This is a genomic window from Actinomyces sp. ph3 (genome assembly GCF_000308055.1).
Taxonomy (GTDB): Bacteria; Actinomycetota; Actinomycetes; order Actinomycetales; family Actinomycetaceae; genus Pauljensenia.
The window spans coordinates 167,099-190,182 of record NZ_CAGY01000002.1 but is presented as its reverse complement, the minus strand read 5'-3'; the positions used below and the strand labels follow the sequence as shown (position 1 = coordinate 190,182).

The following is a 23,084-nucleotide window of genomic DNA, read 5'->3' as shown; positions in this document are numbered from 1 at the left end:
GAATACGTTGAGGGGATGCAGATGCTGTGTGGGGCCGGCGGTTTTCCGCCGGCTTCACCTTTAGGGGGTTGGAATGCAGATTCGCGGTGCTGTCCCGCAGGAAGCTTTTGCGGGGGAACTTCCGCAGGGAGTGACCTGTGTGGGGATCCCTACGTCCGTGGGAGTGCTGACTGGCGCTTTCATTGACGAGGCCGTGGCCGGCATTGCTCCCGAGGTGGAGAGCGCGTCGCTGGTCCATGAGGGGCCTCGCGCTGGCGATCGGCTCGAGTCTGTTCCGGCGCTTCTAGTTCCGGGGTTTACGGGCTCTAAGGAAGATTTCACTCCATTCCTGCCGTATCTGGCCGAGCGCGGTCGAAGCGCCTGCGCTTATTCGCAGCGCGGGCAGGCAGATTCTGCGGCGCCCGAAGGCGTTGAGAATTACCGCTTGGCTGACTTTGTGGGTGACCTGATTGAGGTTGCGCGCGCGATGGGCGCGAGCGAGCGGCCAATTCACCTTCTGGGACATTCATTTGGCGGTGTGATTGCCCGGCAGGCTGCAGTGGTTGCGCCTGAACTATTCCGTTCCGTGACGCTGTTTTCTACGGGCCCTCGGCCGCCTGAATCGATGCGTTGGACGCCCCTGCGTCAGCGTCTCTTGTCCTCAACAACAGGAAAGAAACTATCGGCATGGTACATTTCCCAGTTCCTGAGCAGTGATCCCAGGGATGAGCTGATTGCCGAGCGCGCGATGGCCACCAGCGAGGACTCGCTCATGGGAGCGGCTTTCATTTTGGCTCGTTATCCAGATGTATCGCTTCCCCTCCGTCAAAGTGGGCTTCCTGTCTTGATTACTCACGGCGTAGGGGACACGGTTTGGCCGGAGCAGATGCATCGTGAAGAAGCTATGTTATTGGGTGCGCGCTATGAGGTGATACCCGACGCGAAACACAGCGCTCAATTAGAAAATCCGACTGCTTTGGCGGATGTTTGTGCTGCCTTCTGGGCTGATGTCGAGGCTGGGAGAAACTGAGGGCTTAAACAATGTCCCTCTTGCAAGCGGCTTTGGAACCGCTCACAAGAGGGACACAGTGCTATATGGACGCTCAGTGGAAGACGCGAGCTAGGAATTCCTGAGTCTGAGGCATCTTCGGATTATCGATGACTTCCTCAGGGGTACCCTGTTCAACGATCTTTCCGCGTTCCAAGAACACCACGCGGTCTGCTACCTGACGGGCGAAACCGATTTCATGGGTTGCCATGAGGATCGTGGAACCCGAATCCTTGACTTCACGGACGAGGTCAAGAACTTCACCAACCAGCATGGGGTCCAATGCTGAAGTTATTTCGTCAAGCAGAAGAAGCTCGGGGTTGGTTGCAAGTGCGCGAACAATAGCGACGCGCTGCTGCTGACCACCTGAAAGTCGGTCGGGGTATTCCTCGGCTTTTTGAGCAAGACCAATACGTTCCAGCAATTCCAATCCACGCTTTGTTGCGCGTTCAGGCGCCCATCCGTGGACCTTACGCGCAGCCAGTGTCACGTTATCGATCACTGACATGTGTGGGAATAGGTTGTAGTGCTGGAAGACGACACCGATCTGTGCGCGAACTTTATCTGCGTTGACGCTGGGGTCGGTGATGTCCATTCCGGAGAGGAAAATCTGGCCGTCGTCGACGCGCTCAAGCAGATTGGCGCAGCGAAGGAGGGTCGACTTACCCGAGCCCGAGGCTCCCAAGAGTACGACGACCTCGTGACGGTGAACGTCAAGGTCGAGGCGGCGCAAAACGATGTTAGAACCGAAGCGCTTGACGACGCCCTGAACAGAAAGGACGGGGTGCTCCGCGGAGGTTGCCAAGCTTTCGTCGGGGGTGGTGGTTTCCGTGCTCATCAGACGGTGCCTCCCATCTGCTCGCGCTTACGTAGTCGCGCCGTGTACCAATCGGACAAGCGAATGAAGGGGAAAGACAAGACGATGAAAAGGAGGCCCGCAACCACGTAGGAGGTGAAGTTGTAGGTCGTTGCCTGCTGAACCTGTGCAGCGCGGATTGCGTCAGTTGCGCCCAGAACAGAAATCAGGCCCACGTCTTTTTGCATGGAAATGAAGTCGTTCATCAGAGCCGGGGTCACCTTACGAACTGCCTGCGGCACGATGATGTGACGCATGGTCTGTCCGTGGGTCAGGCCCAGCGAACGCGCTGCGTAGCGCTGTGAGGGGTGGATCGATTCGAGGCCAGCACGCAGAACCTCGGAAACGTAGGAGGTGTAGGTGATGACCAGGGCGATGGTCCCCAGGAGCGTCACATCGATGCGCCGGGAGGGATTCAAAGCTGGAATACCGAAACCGATGATGTACAGGACCACAATGAAGGGCACGCCTCGGAAGATGTCCGTGTATGCGGCAGCAAGGAAACGGATCGGGAAGAATACCGGTCCGCCCAAGGTACGTGCTGCAGCAAGGAGGGTTGCAAAAATCGCAACGCCCGTTGCTGCAACCAGCAGCATGCGGATGTTAAGCCACATGCCAGAGAGGACTGCGGGGAAGGAGCTCTTCGCGTATTCCCAGTTGAAGAAGGTTTGTTGGGTTGTCTTCCAGCCTGGAGACGAGGCCAAGATAACGACGATGAGCGCCGCGATGATCAGAGTGGAGATCGCGGAGATCAAGAGTGAGCGAGTGGTGCGTGCGCGCCGGTAACGACGGCGCTGGCGCTCGACCTCAGAGACTGGGAATTCAGCCATTGGGTCTGCTGAGTGGGAATCGGTGAGCACGGGGTCCTCTGCGTGGGTTTCGAATGCGTGAAGCAATCAGGACAAGGGGGATGAAAATTCTCCGGCTTGGGACGAATCCCAAGCCGGAGAAGAAGATCACTGCTCGAAGATCGGAGCGGATGCGGCGTCGGCCAGCCACTTCTTCTGAAGTTCGGCCAGGGTGCCGTTATCGCGCAGCGTGTCGACTGCCTTGGTGACCGCGGGGGTCAGGGCGCTTCCCTTAGGAAGCAGCAGACCGAAGTTGTTGCCATCCTCGTTCGCGGTGAACTGGCCAACCACGGTGCCGTTCTCAACCTGGGTTGCGATGACGTTGAATGCGGTGGGCAGGTCCACGACGATTGCGTCAACCTGGCCGCCCTTGAGGGCCTGGACCACGTCAGCGGAACCGTTGAAGATCAGCGGATCGGTGCTGGGCTTGAGCTTGTTCATCACGTAGTTCTGAGAAGTCGTGCCGGTCTGAACGCCGAACTTCAGCTTCTTCAGGTCTTCGAGGCTCTTGGCCTCGGCAGCGGGGGTACCCTTCACAGCGACGACTGCTTCGGAGGTCGTGTAGTAGGGGCTGGAGAAGTCCACTGCCTGCTTGCGAGCATCGGTAATGGAGAACTGCTGGATGTTGAAGTCCCAGTCCTTTGCGCCAGGAGCGATTGCCGAATCGAAGGTCGTACGCTTCCATACGACCTGATCCTTGGAGAAGCCCAGCTTCTCGGCGACTGCGTAGGCAACTGCGGCCTCGTAGCCTTCACCGGAGGCCGGATCGTCGTTAAGAACCCAAGGGGTGTAAGCGGGATCGCCGGTGGCGATGGTGAGCTTACCCTTGGTGACGGTGGGGAGTGCTTCGCCGGTTGCGTTAGCATCGGCGGTTGCGGAAGTTGTGTTGCTGGAAGTGGTTCCGCCCGCGCATGCACCCAGCGCCATGACGGCAGTTGCTGCGATTGCGACGAGTGCGGACTTGCGGAAACGGATCTTGGGACGAACCACGTGTGCTCCCTATGAAGATATTGGGACAGAACAATTTTGAGTGCTTGTCAACCCATGGGTAAAGCACCCACGCTCTAAGGCTAAGGGCAACTACGCGGTAATGGAAAGAGATAGTCTCAAACTTGAGATGTGAGATATGGCCTGCGTGAATCCTCGCTATGATTGATCTAATAACCGAGGGCAGATCCAATTGGATCTGCCCTCTGATTTATTTGACGCTAATGGTCACTTACCAAGCTCGTCCTTAGCTGCCTCGACGGCGTCTTCAGCCTTGTCCTTCGCGTCTTCGGCCTTGTCCTTAGCTGCGTCGACGGCGTCTTCAGCCTTGTCCTTCGCGTCTTCGGCCTTGTCCTTAGCTGCGTCGACGGCGTCTTCAGCCTTGTCCTTCGCGTCTTCGGCCTTGTCCTTAACTGCCTCGACGACGTCTCCGACCTTGTCCTTAACTGCCTCGACGACGTCTCCGACCTTATCCTTTGCAGCTTCAAAGCCTTCTTCGGCCTGCTTCTTCAGGTTTTCCAGATCCACGATGACTCCTTCAATAGTGGGGTTTCCAGCTCTAACCGGAACGTCCTTTCAGCCTAGGGCATGGAGGTGTTCTTGTCGATATATTTAATGTTTAAAGGATACTTGAGTGATAGATCACGTATATTTGCGCCTAAAAGGACACGTCTACTGTGAATCCTTCTGAAACACGAAGTCTTTCACTGACCAGCCGAAGCCAATTTCCAATCCTCAAAAGAGAATTCGGGCGAGACAACGCAAGTGGCCAGCGCCGCTTGGCCTCGAGCAAAGGTACGCTGCCACGAACCGGCGGGGACAAGGAATTGCACGGGGTTCGAAGGCTCAGAAGGGGAGAGTTCCTCTTCCTCAGCAGCCGGCGAGCCTAAGATGACGATCTCCGGCTCGGAACTTGGAGCATCGTCATCTCCGCCGAGGTGAATCTCAAGCGCGCCCGGGCCCGACCAAATCCACAGCTCATCGGAGTGCACCAGATGCCAAGCAGCCTCCTCGTCGCGATCCAGCACGAAGAGGATTGCCGAGGCCGTGGCTCGCTGGCCGCGAGGGGTTTCCACATGCGTGGGTGCGGTCCAGGTTCGACGGAAGTGACCGCCCTCGGGGTGGGGTGCAAGGTCAAGTTGCTTGACAAGCGTGGAAGCGAGTGGGCTGAGAGTAGTCATTGCACTTCTCCCTCAAAAATATCGCTGAAACGCGGATCAACCCAGCGAAAGTTTCCGTCAATAATCGTCGCAATCTGGCGGGAAGCACCGGTTTGGACGAGCTCTTCGATGGTGTCGACGATTGTCGTTACGGGTACATCGAAAAACACCATGTCTGCGACCGCGCCAGACTGAAGCTGGCCCACGCGTTGAGAACCCGTCGACAATCCCAATGCGACGGCCCCGCCCAAGGTTGCGGCATGCAGAAGACGGCGAGCCAAATCGCTTTCCGAATATCCCTGAGCGCGCGCAATCCTATAAAGCAGCGCAACGTCCTCCATGACATCCAAACTGGGTGAGGATGACAGAGAGTCCGTGCCCACGGCCAACAAGTTGCCCTCATTCAGGTAGGCGGCAACGGGAGGCGCATCCAAGCCGATGACACGATTCGAGCGCGGACACAAAGCAACAGCAGTATTGCGAGAACGTAGGCGACGTCGGTCATCCGCGGTCATGTAGACGCCATGTGCCACATGACAATCAGGCCCCAAGACACCCAGTTGATCAACGAATTGTGTTGCTGAGAAACCCCCACCCAAGGAACGCATCTCTGTGAAGGAGGTCGACGCTCCACTGCGCCACAAATCGTCCAACTGCGCGGTCCGGCCTTCTTTCCACTCGGCCTCGGAATGGGACTCTCCCAAGTGGATGTGCAGACGGAGGTTACGCCGACGTGCGAGGTCGGGAAGATCCAAAAGGGGTTCCGCATCCAAGGAATACGGGGCGTGCGGGGAAATACCGATTTGCGGGGGAGTGGGCATCGCATCCAAGGAAGCGTTGACGCTTGCCGGACCGCGAGCCGCCCAATCCTCGTTCGACCACCCCATGACTTCCCAGTAGGCGACGCCGTGCAGGCCCAAGTCGTGGAGTGCGCTCGCGGCCTCGGGGTCGGTGACAACGTCGGCAGCGCTGGTTGTCCCGTAACGGATCGAAAGGCGAGCACCCCGCTCGGCTTCGGCCTTCCAATCGAATTCGGTATGGTCGTAAACCGCGTCGAAAGCCTGCGCCCAGGAAGGGAAACCCGTGTAACGCTTTGCCCCAACTTCCGCCATTCCCGTGTACTGCAGGTGGGTGTGTGCGTTGACGAGGCCCGGCATGAGTACCCCGTCCACGTGGTACTCGACGAAAGAACGTCCAGCTTGCTCCAGTGCGTGGAGCACCCAATCGCGCGAACCGACGTGCTCGATTCGCCCGCCGGAAACCGCAATAGCACCGTCCAAGACGGATGGGGCCGTGATCGGAATGACGAGCCCAGCTGAGTAGACCTCGACGACGTCGGAATGCGGGCGTGGGCTGAGGATCTCTGCGTCATCCTGGGAAAGCGTCGAAGTCATAGAACTATTGTGCATTGCCTGTCCCACGAAGTGCATCAAGCGCAGCCCGAGATACCGCATCATCAGCGTGGACGGGAAGGTTATGGAGACCGGGTGCGAGTTCGTCTCCGTGAGTCAGTAGCTCGGTGAGGGCGGCAACCTGAACCCCGAAACTCATGTCCATGATCTCGATGGGGTTTCCTTCGCCGGCTGTGTAGTTGATGCCTTCACCCTTTTCCAGAAGACGCAGGGACTTACCCTTCGGATCGGCCAGTCTTTGCACATGGGGGTCGCCCGCCTCGCTCAGGGTCCACCCCGCGGCCAGCGCCTGCTCGACCTCAACTTCACCGACCACGCCGCCCGCGACAGTGACGATCGCGTCTTCGGGAAGAGCTTCAAGCGCACTGAGGGGAATGGTCGAGGGCTCTCCCGTAGCGGACATCAAAAGCCCCGCCGTGGAGGCAAGCTCGCCGAGGGAAGCGACGGTGAAACCATCCATGCGTGCTTGGAGCGCGCGGACGGGGTCCAGCTCAACGACACTGACACGTGCCCCCAGGGCACGAGCAAAGCGCGCGCAGCCCTTTCCGACATCTCCATAGCCAATGATTCCGACCTTCATCCCAGGAATTGGGGCGCCAACGCCATCGGGGTCAATGATGTCAAGGACAGTTGTCCAGCATGATTGGCCGGTGCCGTAGGCATTATCGAAGAGCGTCTTTGAGCGCGCGTCGTTGCTGGCAATCACGGGGATGCTCAAGGGGAAATGACGCAGTGGGCGCAGGCCTGACGTTGTTTCCTCGGCCGCACCGATCATGGCTGACAGTGCTGTCGGTGCGCGCTTGGGGTCGTGCGCCATGCGGATCAAATGAGAGCCGTCGTCCAACAGATATTCGATGTTTTCGGCAAGGAACTCACGGGCAAGTACTTCCTCCTGCTCGGGGCTTGCTTGGGAGTCGGCGAAAACCTTCAGTCCCTCCCGGCGCAGTTTGTCGGCAACGTCATCGCGAGTTTCACTTGCGTGCCCAAAAACGGAAACTTCGGCTCCGGCCTCGGAAAGCATCAAAGCAAGCGCAGCGGTCTTGGGCTCCAAAACTAGGGCGAGGCCGATGCGGCGGCTCGGGAGCAGGTGGGCAATGCGGCGAACCGCAGCCTCGGTCACGGGCATGTGCATTCGTGCCCAGGCAATGCGCTCGGTGTCCCCGGGCCCAGAAATTTGGGATCCGTCGGGGGAGTAGACGCCCTCGAAGGTGCCGGAGGGCGCTACGACGGTGATTGCACCCGGGTGGGGGCGTGCTTGGTCTGAGAGATCAAATACTGTCTCGAGGCCGGTGGCACCTTCCCCGCTGGGCTCGGGAGTGACCTGAGCGCCGAAGGCCTCAAGAAGAGAAGCGAGCTCAGGGTCTGAAGTGACGAAACGTCGTCCCGCGATCAACATATTTGTTGCGCGGGCGTATGCCCGCAGAAGCACTTGCGCATGGGTCATGCCGTTCAAACTAGCAGATGAGCCTTCACAAGGTTGACGGGTAGGCGGTATTAGGTCCACGAAAGGCGTGGTTGTTAGTCTGGTCTCAGGTCCTTTTCTGTTCAATGGGTGCCCTGGAGGACGTCATTTTCGGTCGTGAGGAAGTACTACACATGCGCGAAGCGTCAATGCCGCAGGCAAGTAATCCCGCCACATATGCGGATGCTGATATCCGTCTGGCAGCGGTCGATATGGATGGGACTTTGTTGGATGATCAGAAAAACTTCCCCGTGGGATTGGAGCAGCTCCTCGATTCTATGGAGGCGCGTGGCGTGACTTTTGCGCCCGCGTCAGGTCGGCAAATTTGGACTCTGATCAATATGTTCCCGGGGCGCGTGGGGATGACTTTTATCGGTGAAAATGGCGCGATTGTTATGCGTGATGGGGAAGAGATATCCTCAAGCCCCCTTGACCTAGGGACTGTGCGCCGCTGTGTTGAGTTAGTCCGTCATCACGTGCGTCAGGGCGGTTTCTTTGCTGCGCGTACCGATGTTCAAGACGGGAAAGCTCAGGACGTAGAAGCTGCACAGTGGGACGGTGGCCTTGTCGTCTGCGGGAAGAAGTCAGCGTATATCGAGCGCAGCGATGAGTCTTTCTTGCATGCAATCTTGCCGTATTACGCGCGGACTCAGGTTGTTGAAGACCTGATTGAGGTACTTGATGAGATTGAACGCGGTGAATTGGATGACGCAATCATCAAGCTTGCTCTGCGCAGTGCAGGAGATGTGAAGCCCTTGGCTGAACGAACTTTGGGAAGCTTCAAGGAAAGTCATCAATTCGCGCTTTCTGGCGATAACTGGGCTGATTTGCAGATGCGTGGAGTCGATAAGGGCCAAGCTATCAGCGAGCTGCAGAAGTATCTTGAGGTCTCACCTGCACAAACCGCAGTATTTGGAGATGCGGGAAACGACCTTGGCATGATGTCGCGCGCTGAATTTTCCTTTGCGATGGCGAATGCGTCCCCCGATATCCTTGCCGCAGCTCGCTTTGTTGCGCCTTCGAATAACGAGGCCGGGGTTGTGCGGGTGCTCAGCTCTTTTCTTGAGTAGTCACCTTTACAGGGCCTCGAGCCTTCGCTAGTCTCAGTCGTCGGAATAAATATCCACGAGGAGGAGAAGGTGAGCATGCCGCAGCCGGCTGGTCAAAAGCTTGGAACGCCGTATGGACAAGGTGAAGCGAAACTTAAGCGTTTCCCGCTGATCCTTGGCGTCATCGGCTGGATTCTTGTCATTTGTTCGTTTTTGTTCCCCTACATGATCATCCAAAACGCTATCAAGAGCGGACATCCCGAAGGTGCCGGCTGGGTGTGGATCCTGATCTTGATCATGTGGGTCGGCCTAATCGGCCCGATTAATATCCTCGGCGTGGTCTTATCGATTCCGAGTCGCGCAGTCCAGATCTCGGCGCCACAGCGCACGCTCAATGTGTGGGCGATCGTTCTGAATGTGAGTTCCTTGGCGTTGGGAATCCTTGGATTCGTGGGGCTCTTCTTCATCGCCGGTTAGCGCATTTTCAGCTGAGTATCTTCGCCTGCGAAGATCTGGACAGAGAAATGTTTGGGGGTCGCGACGCATTGCGTCGCGACCCCCAAAACGTTAAGCCTTCTCAGAGGCGCTCTGTCTTACTCGGCAGAAGCTTCCTGGTTCTGGTCAGCGCTGTAGTCTTCGACCTCGAGGTCTGCCCAGTAATCCTCGGCCCACGGATCTTCGATCGGCTGGCTGCGCTTCCACAGGACGTAGCCTGCACCAGCAGCTGCAGCGGTCAATGCGGTGAAGCAGAGGGCGCGAAGCAGGCGGCCCTTCTTGCAGCACTTCTTCTTACGAGCCGGAGTCGTCAGGGCCTTTGCGGATGCGGAACGAGCGGCGCGTGCGCGCGAGCTCAGGTCGCCCTCGGCAGCAAGAGCAGTGGCGGACTCGGACACTGCCTTGTTCAGGCGAGGCAGGTAGTCGTCCACGACGTGGCCGTGAATGTCGGAAAGGAAGGGCTGAGCGCGGTCGGCAACAGACTGTGCACGTTCGCTTGCGGACTCAACAAGGGGAGTCGCGCGCTCAATTGCGCTTGAGAGCGCAGCCTGTGCGCGAGGAGCTGCCCAGTCCAGTCCCTGCTCTGCCAGATCGGCGGCTCGCACGGCGAGACGTCCCGCGTGCACAGCCGCTGCGTCGCGGAGCTGCAGGCCCTGTGCCTTGAGCTTTTCGGTGTCGATGTTCGGGGTCCTTGCCATGATGTCTCCGAATCTGTAAAAAATTCGCGTCCGTTAAGCGAACGCATGGACCCTTCTATTGTGCACTCTTTGACCATTAGATGCAGCTTCATCAAGTGAATATCGAGCAAAATAGCGTGCCGATTTCACCTGAATCTGGAACCATGGAGGTATGGAAGCAACAATTCACACCAATAAGGGCGATATTCGACTCGAGCTTTTCCCCGAGCAAGCCCCCAACACCGTCAAAAACTTCACCTCACTTGCACAGGGTGAACGCGAATGGATTGACCCCACTAACGGTCAGCCCACCTCGCGCCCCCTTTTCAACGGCACGATTTTCCACCGCGTCATTGACGGCTTCATGATTCAGGGCGGTGACCCCCTCGGTACCGGAACCGGCGGTCCCGGATACCAGTTCAACGATGAGATTCACCCGGATCTGACCTTCTCCAAGCCCTACCTGCTTGCCATGGCAAACGCAGGTAAGCGTATGGGCAAGGGAACCAACGGCTCTCAGTTCTTTATCACCGTTGCGCCCACCCCGTGGCTCAACGGAAACCACACCATTTTCGGTGAAGTCATCGACGAAGACTCCAAGCGAGTTGTCGATGCGATCGCCACGACTCGCACCGGTCGTAACGATCGTCCCGTCGAAGATGTCGTCATCGAATCGATCGACATCACTGAGTGACCACAAACTGGAAGGTTTATATGTCTCAGCCTCTGTACGGTCAGCGTTCTGATCCCTACGCTGCACCCGAGTGCCCGCGCCACCCCGGCGTGCGCAGCGTCGATTACTGCAAGCGCTGCAATCGGCCCATGTGCACCCAGTGTGTCGTCCCTACGGAAGTCCGTTCGATCTGTGTGGACTGCGCGGGCCGAGGCCGAGGCAACCTTTTCGGAAGCGCCCGCGCCGCCCGGCCTCGTCAATGGGGGAGCGTCCGGGTCAGTGCACAAACCCCTGTCGTCACCTACGCAATCATTGGCGTGTGTGTGGCTCTGTGGGTAGGCGACATTCTCACCAAGGGCGTAATCACCCAATACCTGGGATTCACACCGATTCATGGCCTGTATCAGCCGTGGCGAATCCTGACGACGGCGTTCTTGCATGTGAACCTCATGCACATTGCCTTCAATATGGTTTCGCTCTATGCAGTTGGACGGGCATTGGAGCCGGCGCTGGGACGCGGTCCCTACTTCTGTCTCTATCTTTTGAGTGCTCTGGGTGGAACCCTCGGCGTTTTGGGATGGGTGCTGATTGACCCCTCATCTGCCTTGACGGTGACCGTCGGTGCCTCGGGCGCAATTTTCGGCCTTTTTGGCTCTGTTTTCGTTCTGCAGCGTGCCGCTGGGATTGATGTGCGCGCCGTCGTCGGCCTTCTTGCGGTCAACCTCCTGTATGGCTTCATCGTTTCAGGAGTGTCGTGGCAGGCTCATCTTGGTGGTTTGCTTTTCGGGATGCTCGCAACCTGGGGGATGCTTGCCTTGGGTAAGCCGCGTTCCGGGATGACAGCGAAGAAACAACGCCGCCGTTTGTATCTTGGTATCGCGGGGATGTTCCTTGCGGAGCTTGTCATCCTTGTTGTCACCTACATGGTGCTTCTCAATATCTGAGTGGAGTTTCGATGCTGGACCTGTGGAATCCGTGGGAGATCTATGATCGGCTGATTGACCAGATCGACCCAGCCGTGCAAGTCACGGCTAGCGGACGTTTTGGTAAGTGGGCTTTCATTGAGAATTCCGAGGCCGGCGCGGGAATGGCCTTCCACATGCCCGTTGAGTCGATTGCTCGCCGTCTTCCCGCCGACCCCTCTGGCATGAGTCTGCGCGAGGTTGCCGCCTATGCGAAGAGTTGGAATTTCGCCGAGGCCGCACTGGGGATGGCTGCTGTGAATTCTTGGTATGCGCTTCCCTCGCGGGCCGAAGCTGCAGGTTTTGTTCCTTGCCAGGTGAATAACTGGCAGAACCTTTTTGACCCCTGGTCGACTGAGGTTGCCGGCAAGCGCGTTGCTGTTATTGGGCATTTCCCTTTCGCTGCTGCGGCCCTTTCTGCCGCATCTGAGCTCTTCATCTTTGAGCGCAACGTATTGGATGGAGATTTGCCAGACACCGCCGCAGAGTATGTTCTTCCCACCTGTGACTACGTCTTCATTACGGGCTCTGCCTTTGTGAATAAGACGATGCCGCGTCTCCTTGAGCTTTCCCGACGTGCGCAGACGATTATTGTTGGCCCTTCGGCTCCCGCTGCGACCTTGCTTGCCGAATATGGCATGAATTCGCTGACGACCTTCTCGACGACGGATATTGCTTCCTTCCAGCCCGCTTTGGGTGGCCAGCGCCTTGGGGGTATGTACGAGGCCGGTCGGCGTATCGAGTTCCACGCCTAGTCTGCGTGGAGTTATTGCCCCACATCGAGGTGATGCGGGGAGTGTAGTGACCCGCTGCATGTCCGTGCATGGCTTCGTTTTGGCCGCTTCTTAGCTCATTCTGGGCGAAAGCTGGAAGCTAAATGGAAGCTTGCTCATTTTGCCTGTGGATGTTGTGGATAACGTGTGGATACAGCGCGAAATCATTGTGCGAAGCTGAAAAGTGTGCTGCCGGACATCATTTTGTTGTTTTTGTGGCAAAAAAGTGAGTTTTCGTTGATATACCGCAAGTCTGAAGTTTCAATTCAATCTTCATGAAACTAAATTCATTAGTAAATCTGGGAATCGATGCTGGGTAATTACATCGATGGTATTTGTCCCCAGCTGTGGATTTGCCTGTGGATAACTTTTGGCTGTGGATGTGGATTCACGCCTCTAAATCGCCCAAAATCGTCGATATCCAAGATCTGACGAAGAAAAATCTTGTGATGCGTGAAAGCAAAGGGGCTGGGACACCCTTTCGGGTGTCCCAGCCCCCTTGAGACTCAACCGTGAATTCAGTTCATCAGAAAGGAGAATTCACGTTCGGCGACATGCTCAGCGCCAACGCATAGTCATAAGGAAGCCGACAAAGGCGATACCGCCACCCACTGCCAAGTTCCACTGCCCGATCTTCGGAATCGGGTAGGTGGCTCCGGAAATGTAGAAGACAACAATCCACAGCAGACCGACAATCATCAGGGTCGTAAAGACGGGTGCCCACCACACAGGTGAGAGCGGAATGCCATCGGTCCACGCGTGGATCTCATTATCCGACTCGGCCTTTGCGCGCTTCTCAACGCGAGATTCGTGATCGCGCTTCTTGCTTGATGAACGCTTGCCGTGTTCCTCGCGCTTCGAGTCCTTCTTCTTCTCTTCCTCGTGAGCGTGACGCTCTTCGCGCTTCTCGGAACGCTCCTCGGTCTGTGCGTCCTTCTTCTCTTCCTCGCGCTCTTCGCTCTTCTTCGGCTCAGCCACGATTTTCCTTTCATGCGGCAAGTGTCGGGATCTTCCCGGGAAACGCCGCGACAGGCGGCCTTCCTCTAGCCTAGCGGGACTGAGCCAAACATCAAAAGCAACTGGGCGTTGCACCCTTAAACAAGGGATACTAGAAGTACACCTATTCGCCAACAGGAGATGATGTGAAACTCTTCGGCCGACCGCTTACCCGCCCGACGGGTCGTACCCTGCGCTCGGCTCTGTCTGTTCTCATCGTTACCACGGCCTCGGGAATGCTCTTTGTCGCCAGTGCACGCTCAAACGCGGAAACCCGCTCACAAAGTGCTGTTGATCTGGCCGGGCTTGTCGCAAACCGTCAAAACGAAGTGAAAGAACTCCAAGACGGGGTCCGCAGCCTGAAAGATCAGATTGCGGGCCATGTTCCGGCAGCTGGCCAGCAGAGCAGCGATAACGTCGGTGAGCTCTCTAAAGTTCCCGTCTCGGGTCCGGGTATTACGGTGACCCTTTCAGATGCGCCTACAGACAGCATCCCGGACAACGTCAACCCCAATGATCTGGTCATTCACCAGCAAGACATCGACGATGTCATGAATGCAATGTGGGAAGGCGGTGCAGAGGCGATGACCGTCCAAGGTGTACGCATTGCCCCGCGTACCGTTGTGCGCTGCATTGGAAACGTCATTTTGGTCGGTGGGACATCCTTCTCTCCGCCCTACAAGATTTCGGCGATCGGAAATGTGAATCAGCTCCGAAATTCAGTCGAAACGAACCCTCGAGTCGTCAACTATCAGCGTTATGTGGCACGCTACGGATTGGGCTGGGAGTTGAAAACTTCAGACAAACTGGAATTTCCGGCATCAGATCAAGACCTATCCCTTCGATACGCACAGGTGGTGAAAGAGAATGGGTGAACACGTGAAAGAAGCGGCTGCCCCCCGTCGCTATCGCGTCACCTTCCTCTCGGTCATCGGCGAGCTCCTCATTACGATTGCCGTCATTTTGGGGTTATTTGCCGTTTGGCAGTTGTACTGGACGACATACAAGGTAGAAGGCCCTCGCGCGCAAGCAGTCGCAGACTTCTCCAGCAAGCACCCATCGAACCGAACCCTGGGTGAGCGCCATACCGACGATCCGCCGGAGTTCACCCTGAACCCGGCAATCGATGAACTCTATGGAGTGATCCACGTTCCTTCATGGAACTGGATGAAGATCCCCTTGGGTGAGGGTACGACGGGTAGCGTGATTGATCAGGGCTGGGCCGGCCACTACAAGGACACCGCGCAGCCCGGCCAGGTGGGTAACTTCTCGGTTGCCGCGCACCGTCGTTCATACGGCAATTCATTCCGTTTCATTGACTTGCTCAAGGACAATGACAAGGTTGTTGTCGAGACCGATAACGTCTATCTGGTCTACACCTACCAGTCCAATGAGATCGTCCCCGCTAGCGATGAAACCAATATCCGTGTCATTGCCCCGGTTCCTGGTGATCTCACCTTCTCAAAGCAGCCGACTGAACGTCTGATGACAATGACGACCTGCAACCCCGAGTACGGCAACTCTGAGCGTTTTATCGTTCATCTCAAGCTGGAATCGTGGACACCGAAGAGTACGGGTGTCCCCGCCGAACTACTTGATGAGCCCGTGGAGTAAGGAAGGAATTCAATATGTACGGATGGTTTTTCCGCCACCTTCCGGGACCCACGTGGTTCCGAGTTTTCTTGTGCCTGGTGATTGCCGCTTTCGCTGTCGCCGTGCTTTTTGCCTATGTCTTCCCATGGGCAGAGCGTTTCTTTGGCTTGGGTGGCGCTGCGGTCTGATTGACCGAAAATGAGCATAGAGTGGGGGGGCCGGCATTGCCGGCCCCCCCACAGTGTATTCAGTTCAGATTGTCAGCCCTTCGGACGAGGCCCCCAAGTAAACTGTTTGTCAGTCTGAAGCGGGCCTCGTGAGCCTTAGTGGCCTGAGGGGCTAGGGGAGGCCGAAGACCCACCCTGTGACACGTAGAGAGTGATGGAGCTGCCCTGTCGCACCGCAGAACCCTCACTGGGCGTCACGCCGGTGACAACACCAGCGGCTGCGTTACGGTCGGGCATCTGGATGACGGTCACGCGCAATCCCAAGGCCTCAAGCTGAGAGGCGACCTCGGTGTAGTTTGCACCCGTCAGGTTCTGAGGAACGGTGATGTTACCCGAAGCGATGTTCAGGGCGATGGTATCGCCGCGCTTGGCCTCGGAACCCACAGCCGGAGAGGTCGAGACGACACGGCCCTGCTGGGCACCGCCCTCATCGACGGTATTGACGTTTCCAACCGACAGGCCGGCTTGAGTCAGTGCAGTACGAGCCTGATCCTGGCTCATGCCGGTGACATCGGGGATTGTCACCTTTTCAGAGCCAGAGGACACGTAGCCGGTAATGGTTGATCCGGCGCGGACCTTCGAGCCTGCAGAAGGACTGACGCGTGCAATCTTTCCGCTTTCGACCGAATCGGAGGCTTCCTTCTGGTCGGACAGAGTCCACTTCAAGCCCAAAGCTTCAACAGTTTGCTGAGCCTGCGTTGGGGTCATGCCGACAAGGTTGTCCGGCAGAGTAATGGACGCAGGACCCGAAGAAATCGTTGCGATCACGCGGGAACCGGGTTTGGCAGCGGTTCCGGCCTTCGGATCGGTTGAAACAACGGAACCGGCAGGAACGCTGTCAGAAGCAACCTGCTCGTTCGCAACAGCCCACTCGAAGCCCTTATCCGTAATGGTCTTCATGGCCTCGGCCTGGGTCTGGCCGACAACGTTGGGCACCTCTGTCGTCGAATCGGTTTGAGTATGCGTCAGGAAAAGCCACGCGATACCAATAACCGCAACCAGAACAACACCGATGATTCCCACAATCAGAGCCGCAGGACGCTTCTTCTCGTCCTCTTGCTCCTCATCATTTTGACGAACCGCAGTTGCCGCAGCCCCACGAGGTCGAATTTGGGTCTCCTGGGCCTCGGAGGGTGAGGACGCTGCAGGGAAAGCCGGAGGCGTAGCAACAGCGGGAAGCGTCTGCGTCGCCTGGGTCGTCCACACCGCGGTGTCGGGCGCGTTCACATGAGAGCCATGAGCCGCGCGCAGAAGGTCGGCCTTCATTGCAGCCGCTGAAGAATAGCGATCATCGGGGTTCTTCGCCAAGGCCTTCATGACGACGCGGTCCATTTCCGGCGGAACATCGGGCGCGATAGAGGAAGGAAGCGGCGGGAGAGTCTGCACGTGCTGGTAGGCGACGGCTACCGCAGAATCCCCTGTAAATGGGGGTTTTCCGGTGAGAAGCTCGAAGAGCAGGACGCCCGTTGAGTACAAATCTGAGCGCGCATCAACGGGCTTACCCTGTGCCTGCTCGGGGGAAAGGTATTGAGCGGTGCCGACAACTGCGTTCGTCTGCGTCATTGTTGCCTGAGAATCGGCGATTGCGCGGGCAATACCGAAGTCCATGACCTTGACTTCGCCCTTGGAAGTCAGCATGACATTGCCGGGCTTGATATCGCGGTGAACCAGGCCAGCGGAATGCGAGTACTCCAGCGCAGAGAGAACGCCGGCAACAATGTCGACGACCTCGGGAATGGGGAAGGGACCGGCATCGTCAGAGAGCAGGTCCTTCAGCGGCCGCCCGTCAACGTATTCCATGACGATGTACGGAATCGACACTCGACGGCCGTCGGGGAGGATGGTTGGCTCTTCACCGGTGTCGTAAACCGCAACGATGTTTGGGTGATTAAGCGAAGCTGCGGACTGGGCCTCGCGACGGAAGCGCGCCTGGAAGACGGAATCCATCGCCAAGTCGGTGCGAAGAGTCTTAATTGCAACGATTCGCGACAGACGCTTGTCGAATCCGAGGTGAACTTCGGCCATCCCGCCGCGCCCGATAAGCGAGCGCACCTCGTAGCGTCCCCCTAGAACTCGAGGGGCGGATTCTGCCATGTCGAAACCTCCTGATTGAGTGAGACGTCTGCACTTGTCCTGTGCAGGAGCGACCCTAATCTGTTGTGGATAGTAGCAACCGCAATTAAGAAAATTGTGAGAGAGATCAGGAAGATGACCAGCCATTTTCCGATCTGCTCACTGCGGCTTGGCTCCGGCGCCACAACAGAACGATTGTAGCGAGTCTTTGCGGGAGCGCTCGTGAGGATTGTTCCGTTCTCTTCCGTGATCGCGTGCCAGCGGAAAAGCGCGGGGTTGATTCTTGTGGTCTGAGCAGGCCGTTTAGGACGCGCTGGAGCTGGCGCCTTGCGTGCCGAGGCCTCGGGCGCGGGGGTGTGCACCGTAGGAGCTGCGCCGCGGCTTTGTGCCCTGCGCCCTGGTCCGTCGCCCCGCTCTTCCCTTCGCGAGGCCGTAGAAATACGTGAGGAGAGGGAAGGGCGCGATGGGGAATCCTTGTGCGAGGCCTCGGGAGTGCGCGTTGGCGTCACAGGGCGAGCAGCCAGGGAAGGCTGTGCTGCCTGTGCATCAAAATCGACGGGCTCGAGCATGTCCTCGGGAAGGGAACGACGGTGCGTGTGGCGAATCGGCGCACTGCGCCGAGCCACTGGGTTGACGCGAGTTTCAACCGCCGGTTCACCCGGATCCGGTGGTGCACCGTGCTGCGGAGCTGGGACGCTTGGAGCGGGAAGCGGACGTGCCTGAAGGGAAACGCCCATCTCGCTGGCTGCCGCAACCAGTTCACGAACAAGTGCAGAGCCCGATGCGGGGCGCTGCTGAGGATCTTTATCCAACAAGCGGTAGATCACTCGAGCAAGGGGAGCGGGAACCGTGTCTGGAAGCGCGGGAACCGGCTCATTGACGTGGGCGAAAGCGATATCGACCTGGGACTTCCCGGTGAAAGGACGAACCCCGGCCGCGGCCTCGTAGGCAATGACACCGAGAGCGTAAAGGTCGCCCAATGAGGTGGCTTTCTCTCCCATTGCCTGCTCGGGGGGAAGGTACTGGGCGGTTCCCATCACCATGCCATCGGCGGTCAGATCAATCTGCGAATCTGTACGAGAAATGCCAAAATCCGTTAGCTTAACCATGCCGTCGGGGCGAATGAGAACGTTTGCGGGCTTGATATCGCGATGGACAACACCAGCCTGAGCCGCCGCGCCCAAAGCCATTGCAATCTGCATGAGAATGGGCATGAGGTATTCGGGAGCCAAAGACTGGCCACCGCGCAGGTAATCGGTCAAAGGACGTCCTTCGACCAGCTCCATGATGATCCAGCCACGACCGTTTTCTTCGCCCGAATCCAAGACATTGGCGATATTTGGATGCTCAACGCTCATCGCGTTACGTGCTTCGATGCGCAAGCGGGAGAGCGAAAGTTCCTGCCCGGATAACTCGGGACGCAAGACTTTCGCAGCAAGGATGCGGCCGGTGACGCGATCTCGTGCCTTCCAGACCTCGCCCATTCCTCCTTGGGCAATGAGAGAAAGCAACAGATACCTGCCGCCCAGGACTCGCCCGGCCAGCTGGTTTGGTGCCCGTGTTGGTTTGGGATCGCTCACTTCAGACCCTCCTGGAGAAGTGCACGTGCGATGGGGCCCGCATCGGTTCCACCGTGCGGGACGGGATGGGATTCATCGCCTTCAACAAGTACCGCGAAGGCGATCTGCGGATTATCGGCGGGGGCGAAGCCAACTGCCCAGGCATTTGCGCGGCCGGAGCCATCGCCTAATTCAGCAGTTCCGGTCTTGGCTGCAACAGGAACGCCCGAAATTGCCATGGGGGTTCCGGTTCCATAGGGCTGGGAGACAACGCCGGTCATCATCTGCGTCAGTTGGGAGGAGATCTCGGGGGTGATCTTCTGACCCACGCGGATTGGTGAGGTTTGCGATTGAACCTGAAGATCAGAATCAACGATCTGAGAAATCAGGTAGGGACGCATCATTGTTCCCTTATTGGCAATGGTCTGTGCGATCATCGCCATCTCCATAGGAGTGACCTTGACCGAGTACTGGCCGATTGCGCTCATAGCCAGCTGCGCAGAATCCGTTGAATCAGGGAACTGAGAGGGCGTGACGCTGAGCGGAATCTTCTGGGAGGTTCCGAACTCAAAACGATTTGTCACATCTGCCAAATCCGTGTGTGTCAGTTTCTCGCTGGCCAGGACGAAGGTTGTGTTGCACGAACGCGCAAAGGCTTCTGAAAGCGTCGGGTGTCCGTTGCCGCATTCGGTTGATTCAATATTTGACACCGAGGTTGCCGTTCCGGGAAGTGTGGTTGAGACGGGGGAGTCCATCTCTGTCTCCGGAGTGACCGCTCCCTTTTCAAGAAGAGCAATGGTTGTCAGGATCTTGAAAGTTGACCCGGGAGCGTACAAGTCGCCTGCGATCGCGCGGTTGTACAGGGGCTTAGAAGGATCGTTAATGAGATTCGTGTAAGCAGTATTGGCTTCCTGCGAATCGAAGACCGCCAATGAATTGGGGTCGTAGGAGGGCGAAGAATACATGGCCAAGACAGCACCGGTATTGGCATCGAGAGCGACAACTGCACCCTTGCGGTTGCCCAGTTTTTCAGCCGCGATCTTTTGCATATTTGGGTTGAGCGTCAAAACGACGCCGCCGCCTTGACGGTTTTGTCCGGTGAAAAGGTTACGGAAGCGCTGGGCGAGAAGAACCTGAGACTGCCCATCCAAAATGTCTTCAGCCGCTGCTTCCATCCCCGTCGATTGAGAGAAGGCCGCAGAGAAGTAGCCCGTTGTCTGAGCGTAGAGCGGACCCTGCGAATAGGAACGCTGGTAGCGCGAAGAATCCTCGATCTTCTTTGAAGAAGCGATGGCTTCTCCAGCGACGATGATCGGACCGCGGTCGACTTCCGCGGCATGAAGGATGGTTCGCTGATTGCGCCCATCGGCATTGAGAGATGGCGCCTGAATGACCTGATTATTCGTCACAATCAGGCCAAGGGCTGCAAACATCATCAAAACGACGATGAAAAGACGACGAATCTGGGTATTCACAGGCGACCTCCCGCATGCTCGGGGGTGTGACGCTTCTTGGCATCAATAACGGGGAGATTGCCCGAGGTCCAAGTTGAAGGCGCCGAAGGACGACGCGATGCATCCGATACGCGGATCAGAAGAGCAACAGCCAGCCAGGAGGAGACCATTGAAGAGCCGCCGGCAGCCAAGAAAGGAGCGGTCAGGCCGGTGAGTGGAATCAGTCGGGTGATGCCGCCCAAGACCACGAAAATCTGGATTGCGAAGGAGAAGCTCAGGCCCGTGGCAAGGAGCTTCCCGAAGCCGTCACGCACGCCGATTGCCGCGCGCATGCCTCGTTCAATAAGAATCAAGTACAGGACCAAGATCGCCGCAAGGCCCGTAATTCCAAGCTCTTCAGCGAAAGAAGAAAGGATGAAGTCCGAGTTAGCCAGGGGGACGAGCTGCGGATAGCCGCGACCCCAGCCCGTTCCCAAAAGCCCGCCCGAGGCCTGGCCGAAGAGGCCTTGGACCAGCTGGTAGGAGCCGCCGGCTTGAGCGTTGTAGACCTCGGGGTCAAGAGCGTTGAGCCAGACCGAGAAGCGAGCACGAACGTGACTGAAGGTGCTGATGGCAACAAGAACAGCGGGGACGAACATGAGGAAACCGATGACCAGCCAGGAGACGCGATTTGTTGCGACATAGAGGGTCGCAACAAAAAGGCCGAAGAAGAGCAGCGAGGTTCCCAGATCCCGTTGAAGAACCAGGATGGCTACTCCCACAAGCCATACGACCAAGATTGGTCCGAGGTCGCGAGCGCGGGGCATCCGCATGCCCAGAACCTTGGGACCGCCAATCGCGAGGTTATCGCGATTGTTCACCAGGTAACCCGCGAAGAAGATTGCCAGCGTGATCTTGACGAGCTCGCCGGGCTGCATTGACAGCGGTCCGAGGCTGATCCACACGCGAGCGCCGTAGGTTTCCTTGCCCAATCCGGGAATCATCGGAAGAAGGAGCAAAACAAGCGAAAGCAGGCCAAAAGTGTAGGTGTAGCGACGCAGGATTCGGTGGTCGCGAATAACAACCAAAATGACTGCGGCCAACGCAATTGCAATGCCGACGAACATCATTTGACGCATGCCGACCGTATCCATGCCCAGTGCGTTCAACGAGAGGTCAATACGGTAAATCATTGCCAAACCCATGCCGGTGAGCGCAACAGCGACCGGCAAAATAACTGGATCAGCGTAGGGAGCCAAGAAGTGGACTCCGATTTCGGCGAGGATCGCAATGGTCAGCAAAATTCCAATGTGAAGGCCAAGGTTTGCCGGGAGCTCGCCCGTCCGGTTGATACTGGTGATGACATAGCCACCAATGCCGACGGCTAGGGCAAGGAGCATAAGGACAAGCTCAAGAAAACGTCGGGGACGAACGGGGTTAATGGACACGGTTGCCATTAGTTACCCCCTTCCTGATTGGCCGAGGAATTGGCGGAATTATCGCCTGTGGAACCTTGGCCCTCTTGTCCCTGCTGGTTGTTCTGATTTTGCTCGCGTTCCTGCTGCTCCTTTTGCTGCTTCGCTTCGCGTTCTTTCTCCAAAGCGCGCTCGCGGGCATTCGATCGTAGGACTGACACATAGGCGTCGATATCACCGCGAGAAGTTCGAGTGACCGGCTCTTGTAGACGCTGCTGGTCGACTGCGGCAAGCTGATCGAGCTTCACATCGGTAATTTCCACCGCATGCGAGAGATTCCACGAGCCAATCGACTGCGGAATGCCTTGGTAGATCACCACGGCGCCGTCTTTGCCCAGCACGTAGTACTGAGTTTGGCTCCACTTCCAGCCGAACCATCCACCGACGACAACAGCAATGGCCGCAATCAATGAGACGAGGGGAAGTACCCACCCAAAGCGAGCGCGACGGGGGAGCTCAGGCTCGGCCTCGTCATCTTGAGGAAGCGACTTCGTAGGCGCAGAAAGGGCCGCTGCACGCGCGGCTGCACCACCGCCACCTCGGGTTGGAGCTAAGCGGTCCTTTGCGGCTGCGCCGACAACCTGGGGCGCGGCGGGAGGGTTGGTACCCGCGGGAACGATATCGGCGACAACGCAGGTGACGTTATCTGGACCGCCGGCAAGAAGCGCGAGGCGGATCAGCTCTTCAGCGCATTCACCGGGATCGTGGACGTCGGTGAGGACCTCGGCGATCGTATCGGCAGAAACAACGCCGGAAAGCCCGTCAGAGCACAGGAGCCAGCGATCGCCGACGATCGCCTCGCGCATGGTTTCATCGGGGGTGACATCCGCTTGGGAATCACCCAGAATGCGCATGACGACGTTGCGCTGAGGATGGTGTTCGGCCTCTTCGGGAGTGATTTGGCCGCTATCAACCAGGTACTGAACGAAAGAGTGATCGGTGGTGACCTGGGTCAGGGTGTCCCCGCGCAGAAGGTATGCGCGCGAATCGCCGATGTGAACCATGGCGAGCTTCCGACCCGAACGCAAAATTGCAATGCAAGTTGTTCCCAAACCTGCGAGCTCGGGATCATGTTGCGAGCGTTCGGAGAGCTCTTCGTGAGCGTCCATCAGAGCATCGCGAAGGAGGGGGAGTAGAGATTCCGCCGGGTGAGAGTCGGTGTCCAGCGGAACAAGGTGAGCCATCGCGACCGACGAGGCGATATCGCCGCCCGCGGGACCGCCCATTCCATCGGCCAAAACCAGTAAATTTGCGCCTGCGTAGCCAGAATCTTGGTTATTTTGACGCACCAAGCCGACGTCGCTGCGAGCGGCGTAGTGGAACTCGACGGGCTTGGATTGGGGCATG

General features: G+C 57.7%; 22 protein-coding genes and 1 pseudogene. 9 read left to right on the top strand and 14 right to left on the bottom strand.

The genetic code is table 11. The annotated features are described in order from the left end of the window. Window positions 1-73 precede the first annotated feature (73 nt). Window positions 74-1,009 carry an alpha/beta fold hydrolase gene (locus tag HGAS_RS04360; RefSeq protein ID WP_019126648.1) on the top strand — a complete coding sequence of 312 codons (936 nt, stop codon included), beginning with the start codon at window positions 74-76 and terminating at the stop codon, window positions 1,007-1,009. Window positions 1,010-1,082: 73 nt separating this feature from the next. Here the strand turns inward: HGAS_RS04360 and HGAS_RS04355 are convergent, their stop codons facing one another. The 7 genes from HGAS_RS04355 to HGAS_RS04325 all read right to left on the bottom strand — a co-directional run bounded on the left by HGAS_RS04355 (window position 1,083) and on the right by HGAS_RS04325 (window position 7,734). Beyond that, entirely contained in the window at window positions 1,083-1,865 is a 783-nt protein-coding gene (locus tag HGAS_RS04355) for an amino acid ABC transporter ATP-binding protein (RefSeq protein WP_019126647.1), read from the bottom strand. Then, window positions 1,865-2,713: an amino acid ABC transporter permease gene (locus HGAS_RS04350; protein ID WP_026066631.1), complete on the bottom strand. Its 849-nt coding sequence runs from the start codon at window positions 2,711-2,713 to the stop codon at window positions 1,865-1,867. Before HGAS_RS04350 ends, HGAS_RS04355 begins: the two co-directional genes overlap by 1 nt. 126 nt (window positions 2,714-2,839) lie before the next feature. After that, window positions 2,840-3,721: an ABC transporter substrate-binding protein gene (locus tag HGAS_RS04345; protein ID WP_019126645.1), complete on the bottom strand. Its 882-nt coding sequence runs from the start codon at window positions 3,719-3,721 to the stop codon at window positions 2,840-2,842. A 225-nt stretch (window positions 3,722-3,946) separates the two neighbouring features. Next, a complete protein-coding gene (locus HGAS_RS08475) occupies window positions 3,947-4,246 on the bottom strand; it encodes a hypothetical protein (RefSeq protein ID WP_019126644.1) in 300 nt (99 codons plus the stop codon). A 176-nt stretch (window positions 4,247-4,422) separates the two neighbouring features. After that, window positions 4,423-4,899, bottom strand: a complete 477-nt coding sequence (locus HGAS_RS04335) for a cupin domain-containing protein (protein ID WP_019126643.1) — start codon at window positions 4,897-4,899, stop codon at window positions 4,423-4,425. Next, the gene (locus HGAS_RS04330; protein WP_019126642.1) at window positions 4,896-6,272 is read right to left on the bottom strand and encodes an amidohydrolase family protein; all 1,377 of its coding nucleotides are present in this window, start codon (window positions 6,270-6,272) and stop codon (window positions 4,896-4,898) included. Before HGAS_RS04330 ends, HGAS_RS04335 begins: the two co-directional genes overlap by 4 nt. A 4-nt stretch (window positions 6,273-6,276) precedes the next feature. After that, the gene (locus tag HGAS_RS04325) at window positions 6,277-7,734 is read right to left on the bottom strand and encodes an adenosylhomocysteinase (RefSeq protein WP_019126641.1); all 1,458 of its coding nucleotides are present in this window, start codon (window positions 7,732-7,734) and stop codon (window positions 6,277-6,279) included. A gap of 152 nt (window positions 7,735-7,886) precedes the next feature. On the opposite strand from HGAS_RS04325, the gene HGAS_RS04320 reads away from it, so the two are divergent. Both HGAS_RS04320 and HGAS_RS04315 read left to right on the top strand, forming a co-directional pair. After that, window positions 7,887-8,822, top strand: a complete 936-nt coding sequence (locus HGAS_RS04320; protein ID WP_019126640.1) for an HAD hydrolase family protein — start codon at window positions 7,887-7,889, stop codon at window positions 8,820-8,822. A gap of 75 nt (window positions 8,823-8,897) precedes the next feature. Beyond that, window positions 8,898-9,278: a hypothetical protein gene (locus HGAS_RS04315; protein ID WP_019126639.1), complete on the top strand. Its 381-nt coding sequence runs from the start codon at window positions 8,898-8,900 to the stop codon at window positions 9,276-9,278. A 116-nt stretch (window positions 9,279-9,394) separates the two neighbouring features. Here HGAS_RS04315 and HGAS_RS04310 read toward each other — a convergent pair whose 3' ends face one another. Then, a complete protein-coding gene (locus tag HGAS_RS04310) occupies window positions 9,395-9,994 on the bottom strand; it encodes a hypothetical protein (RefSeq protein ID WP_019126638.1) in 600 nt (199 codons plus the stop codon). 151 nt (window positions 9,995-10,145) lie between these two features. Here HGAS_RS04310 and HGAS_RS04305 point away from each other — a divergent pair, with 151 nt between their 5' ends. Genes HGAS_RS04305 through HGAS_RS04295 form a run of 3 tightly spaced genes read left to right on the top strand, consistent with a single transcriptional unit; the run spans window position 10,146 to window position 12,363 of the window. Continuing rightward, the gene (locus HGAS_RS04305; protein ID WP_019126637.1) at window positions 10,146-10,667 is read left to right on the top strand and encodes a peptidylprolyl isomerase; all 522 of its coding nucleotides are present in this window, start codon (window positions 10,146-10,148) and stop codon (window positions 10,665-10,667) included. Window positions 10,668-10,687: 20 nt separating this feature from the next. Beyond that, window positions 10,688-11,590, top strand: a complete 903-nt coding sequence (locus HGAS_RS04300; RefSeq protein WP_019126636.1) for a rhomboid family intramembrane serine protease — start codon at window positions 10,688-10,690, stop codon at window positions 11,588-11,590. 11 nt (window positions 11,591-11,601) lie between these two features. Further along, on the top strand, window positions 11,602-12,363 hold the full coding sequence (locus HGAS_RS04295) for a Rossmann-like domain-containing protein (protein WP_019126635.1): 762 nt from the start codon (window positions 11,602-11,604) through the stop codon (window positions 12,361-12,363). A gap of 576 nt (window positions 12,364-12,939) precedes the next feature. Here HGAS_RS04295 and HGAS_RS08895 read toward each other — a convergent pair. Next, window positions 12,940-13,191 (bottom strand): annotated as a pseudogene (locus tag HGAS_RS08895) (cell division protein CrgA); the annotation flags it as partial. A gap of 332 nt (window positions 13,192-13,523) precedes the next feature. Between HGAS_RS08895 and HGAS_RS04285 the strand changes: the two are divergent. Genes HGAS_RS04285 through HGAS_RS08840 form a run of 3 tightly spaced genes read left to right on the top strand, consistent with a single transcriptional unit; the run spans window position 13,524 to window position 15,158 of the window. Beyond that, window positions 13,524-14,252, top strand: coding sequence for a DUF881 domain-containing protein (locus tag HGAS_RS04285; protein WP_019126633.1), 729 nt, complete (start codon window positions 13,524-13,526; stop codon window positions 14,250-14,252). Beyond that, window positions 14,245-14,991: a class E sortase gene (locus tag HGAS_RS04280; RefSeq protein WP_009408019.1), complete on the top strand. Its 747-nt coding sequence runs from the start codon at window positions 14,245-14,247 to the stop codon at window positions 14,989-14,991. Before HGAS_RS04285 ends, HGAS_RS04280 begins: the two co-directional genes overlap by 8 nt. 14 nt (window positions 14,992-15,005) lie before the next feature. Next, a complete protein-coding gene (locus HGAS_RS08840; protein ID WP_019126632.1) occupies window positions 15,006-15,158 on the top strand; it encodes a hypothetical protein in 153 nt (50 codons plus the stop codon). A gap of 135 nt (window positions 15,159-15,293) precedes the next feature. Here the strand turns inward: HGAS_RS08840 and pknB are convergent, their stop codons facing one another. The 5 genes from pknB to HGAS_RS04250 are packed head-to-tail and all read right to left on the bottom strand — an operon-like array spanning window position 15,294 to window position 23,083. Then, the gene (pknB, locus tag HGAS_RS04270) at window positions 15,294-17,291 is read right to left on the bottom strand and encodes a Stk1 family PASTA domain-containing Ser/Thr kinase (RefSeq protein ID WP_019126631.1); all 1,998 of its coding nucleotides are present in this window, start codon (window positions 17,289-17,291) and stop codon (window positions 15,294-15,296) included. Continuing rightward, a complete protein-coding gene (locus HGAS_RS04265) occupies window positions 17,264-18,850 on the bottom strand; it encodes a serine/threonine-protein kinase (RefSeq protein WP_026066626.1) in 1,587 nt (528 codons plus the stop codon). The genes pknB and HGAS_RS04265 overlap by 28 nt, the downstream gene beginning before the upstream one ends. Further along, window positions 18,847-20,304 (bottom strand): peptidoglycan D,D-transpeptidase FtsI family protein, encoded by a 1,458-nt coding sequence (locus HGAS_RS04260; protein ID WP_019126629.1) that lies wholly within the window; start codon window positions 20,302-20,304, stop codon window positions 18,847-18,849. Before HGAS_RS04260 ends, HGAS_RS04265 begins: the two co-directional genes overlap by 4 nt. Then, window positions 20,301-21,719 (bottom strand): FtsW/RodA/SpoVE family cell cycle protein, encoded by a 1,419-nt coding sequence (locus HGAS_RS04255; protein ID WP_019126628.1) that lies wholly within the window; start codon window positions 21,717-21,719, stop codon window positions 20,301-20,303. The genes HGAS_RS04260 and HGAS_RS04255 overlap by 4 nt, the downstream gene beginning before the upstream one ends. Then, complete coding sequence (locus HGAS_RS04250) at window positions 21,719-23,083, bottom strand: PP2C family protein-serine/threonine phosphatase (RefSeq protein WP_019126627.1); 1,365 nt, start codon at window positions 23,081-23,083, stop codon at window positions 21,719-21,721. The genes HGAS_RS04255 and HGAS_RS04250 overlap by 1 nt, the downstream gene beginning before the upstream one ends. Window position 23,084: the final 1 nt, after the last annotated feature.

Bases quoted from the DNA above. Each gene is read 5' to 3' on its own strand.
- HGAS_RS04350 (WP_026066631.1), bottom strand. From the start codon at position 2,713: ATGGCTGAATTCCCAGTCTCTGAGGTCGAGCGCCAGCGCCGTCGTTAC.
- HGAS_RS08840 (WP_019126632.1), top strand. From the start codon at position 15,006: ATGTACGGATGGTTTTTCCGCCACCTTCCGGGACCCACGTGGTTCCGA.
- HGAS_RS04305 (WP_019126637.1), top strand. From the start codon at position 10,146: ATGGAAGCAACAATTCACACCAATAAGGGCGATATTCGACTCGAGCTT.
- HGAS_RS04355 (WP_019126647.1), bottom strand. From the start codon at position 1,865: ATGAGCACGGAAACCACCACCCCCGACGAAAGCTTGGCAACCTCCGCG.
- HGAS_RS04295 (WP_019126635.1), top strand. From the start codon at position 11,602: ATGCTGGACCTGTGGAATCCGTGGGAGATCTATGATCGGCTGATTGAC.
- HGAS_RS04300 (WP_019126636.1), top strand. From the start codon at position 10,688: ATGTCTCAGCCTCTGTACGGTCAGCGTTCTGATCCCTACGCTGCACCC.
- HGAS_RS04315 (WP_019126639.1), top strand. From the start codon at position 8,898: ATGCCGCAGCCGGCTGGTCAAAAGCTTGGAACGCCGTATGGACAAGGT.
- HGAS_RS04325 (WP_019126641.1), bottom strand. From the start codon at position 7,734: ATGACCCATGCGCAAGTGCTTCTGCGGGCATACGCCCGCGCAACAAAT.
- pknB (WP_019126631.1), bottom strand. From the start codon at position 17,291: ATGGCAGAATCCGCCCCTCGAGTTCTAGGGGGACGCTACGAGGTGCGC.
- HGAS_RS04320 (WP_019126640.1), top strand. From the start codon at position 7,887: ATGCGCGAAGCGTCAATGCCGCAGGCAAGTAATCCCGCCACATATGCG.
- HGAS_RS04255 (WP_019126628.1), bottom strand. From the start codon at position 21,719: ATGGCAACCGTGTCCATTAACCCCGTTCGTCCCCGACGTTTTCTTGAG.
- HGAS_RS04310 (WP_019126638.1), bottom strand. From the start codon at position 9,994: ATGGCAAGGACCCCGAACATCGACACCGAAAAGCTCAAGGCACAGGGC.
- HGAS_RS04250 (WP_019126627.1), bottom strand. From the start codon at position 23,083: ATGCCCCAATCCAAGCCCGTCGAGTTCCACTACGCCGCTCGCAGCGAC.
- HGAS_RS04280 (WP_009408019.1), top strand. From the start codon at position 14,245: ATGGGTGAACACGTGAAAGAAGCGGCTGCCCCCCGTCGCTATCGCGTC.
- HGAS_RS04360 (WP_019126648.1), top strand. From the start codon at position 74: ATGCAGATTCGCGGTGCTGTCCCGCAGGAAGCTTTTGCGGGGGAACTT.
- HGAS_RS04335 (WP_019126643.1), bottom strand. From the start codon at position 4,899: ATGACTACTCTCAGCCCACTCGCTTCCACGCTTGTCAAGCAACTTGAC.
- HGAS_RS04330 (WP_019126642.1), bottom strand. From the start codon at position 6,272: ATGACTTCGACGCTTTCCCAGGATGACGCAGAGATCCTCAGCCCACGC.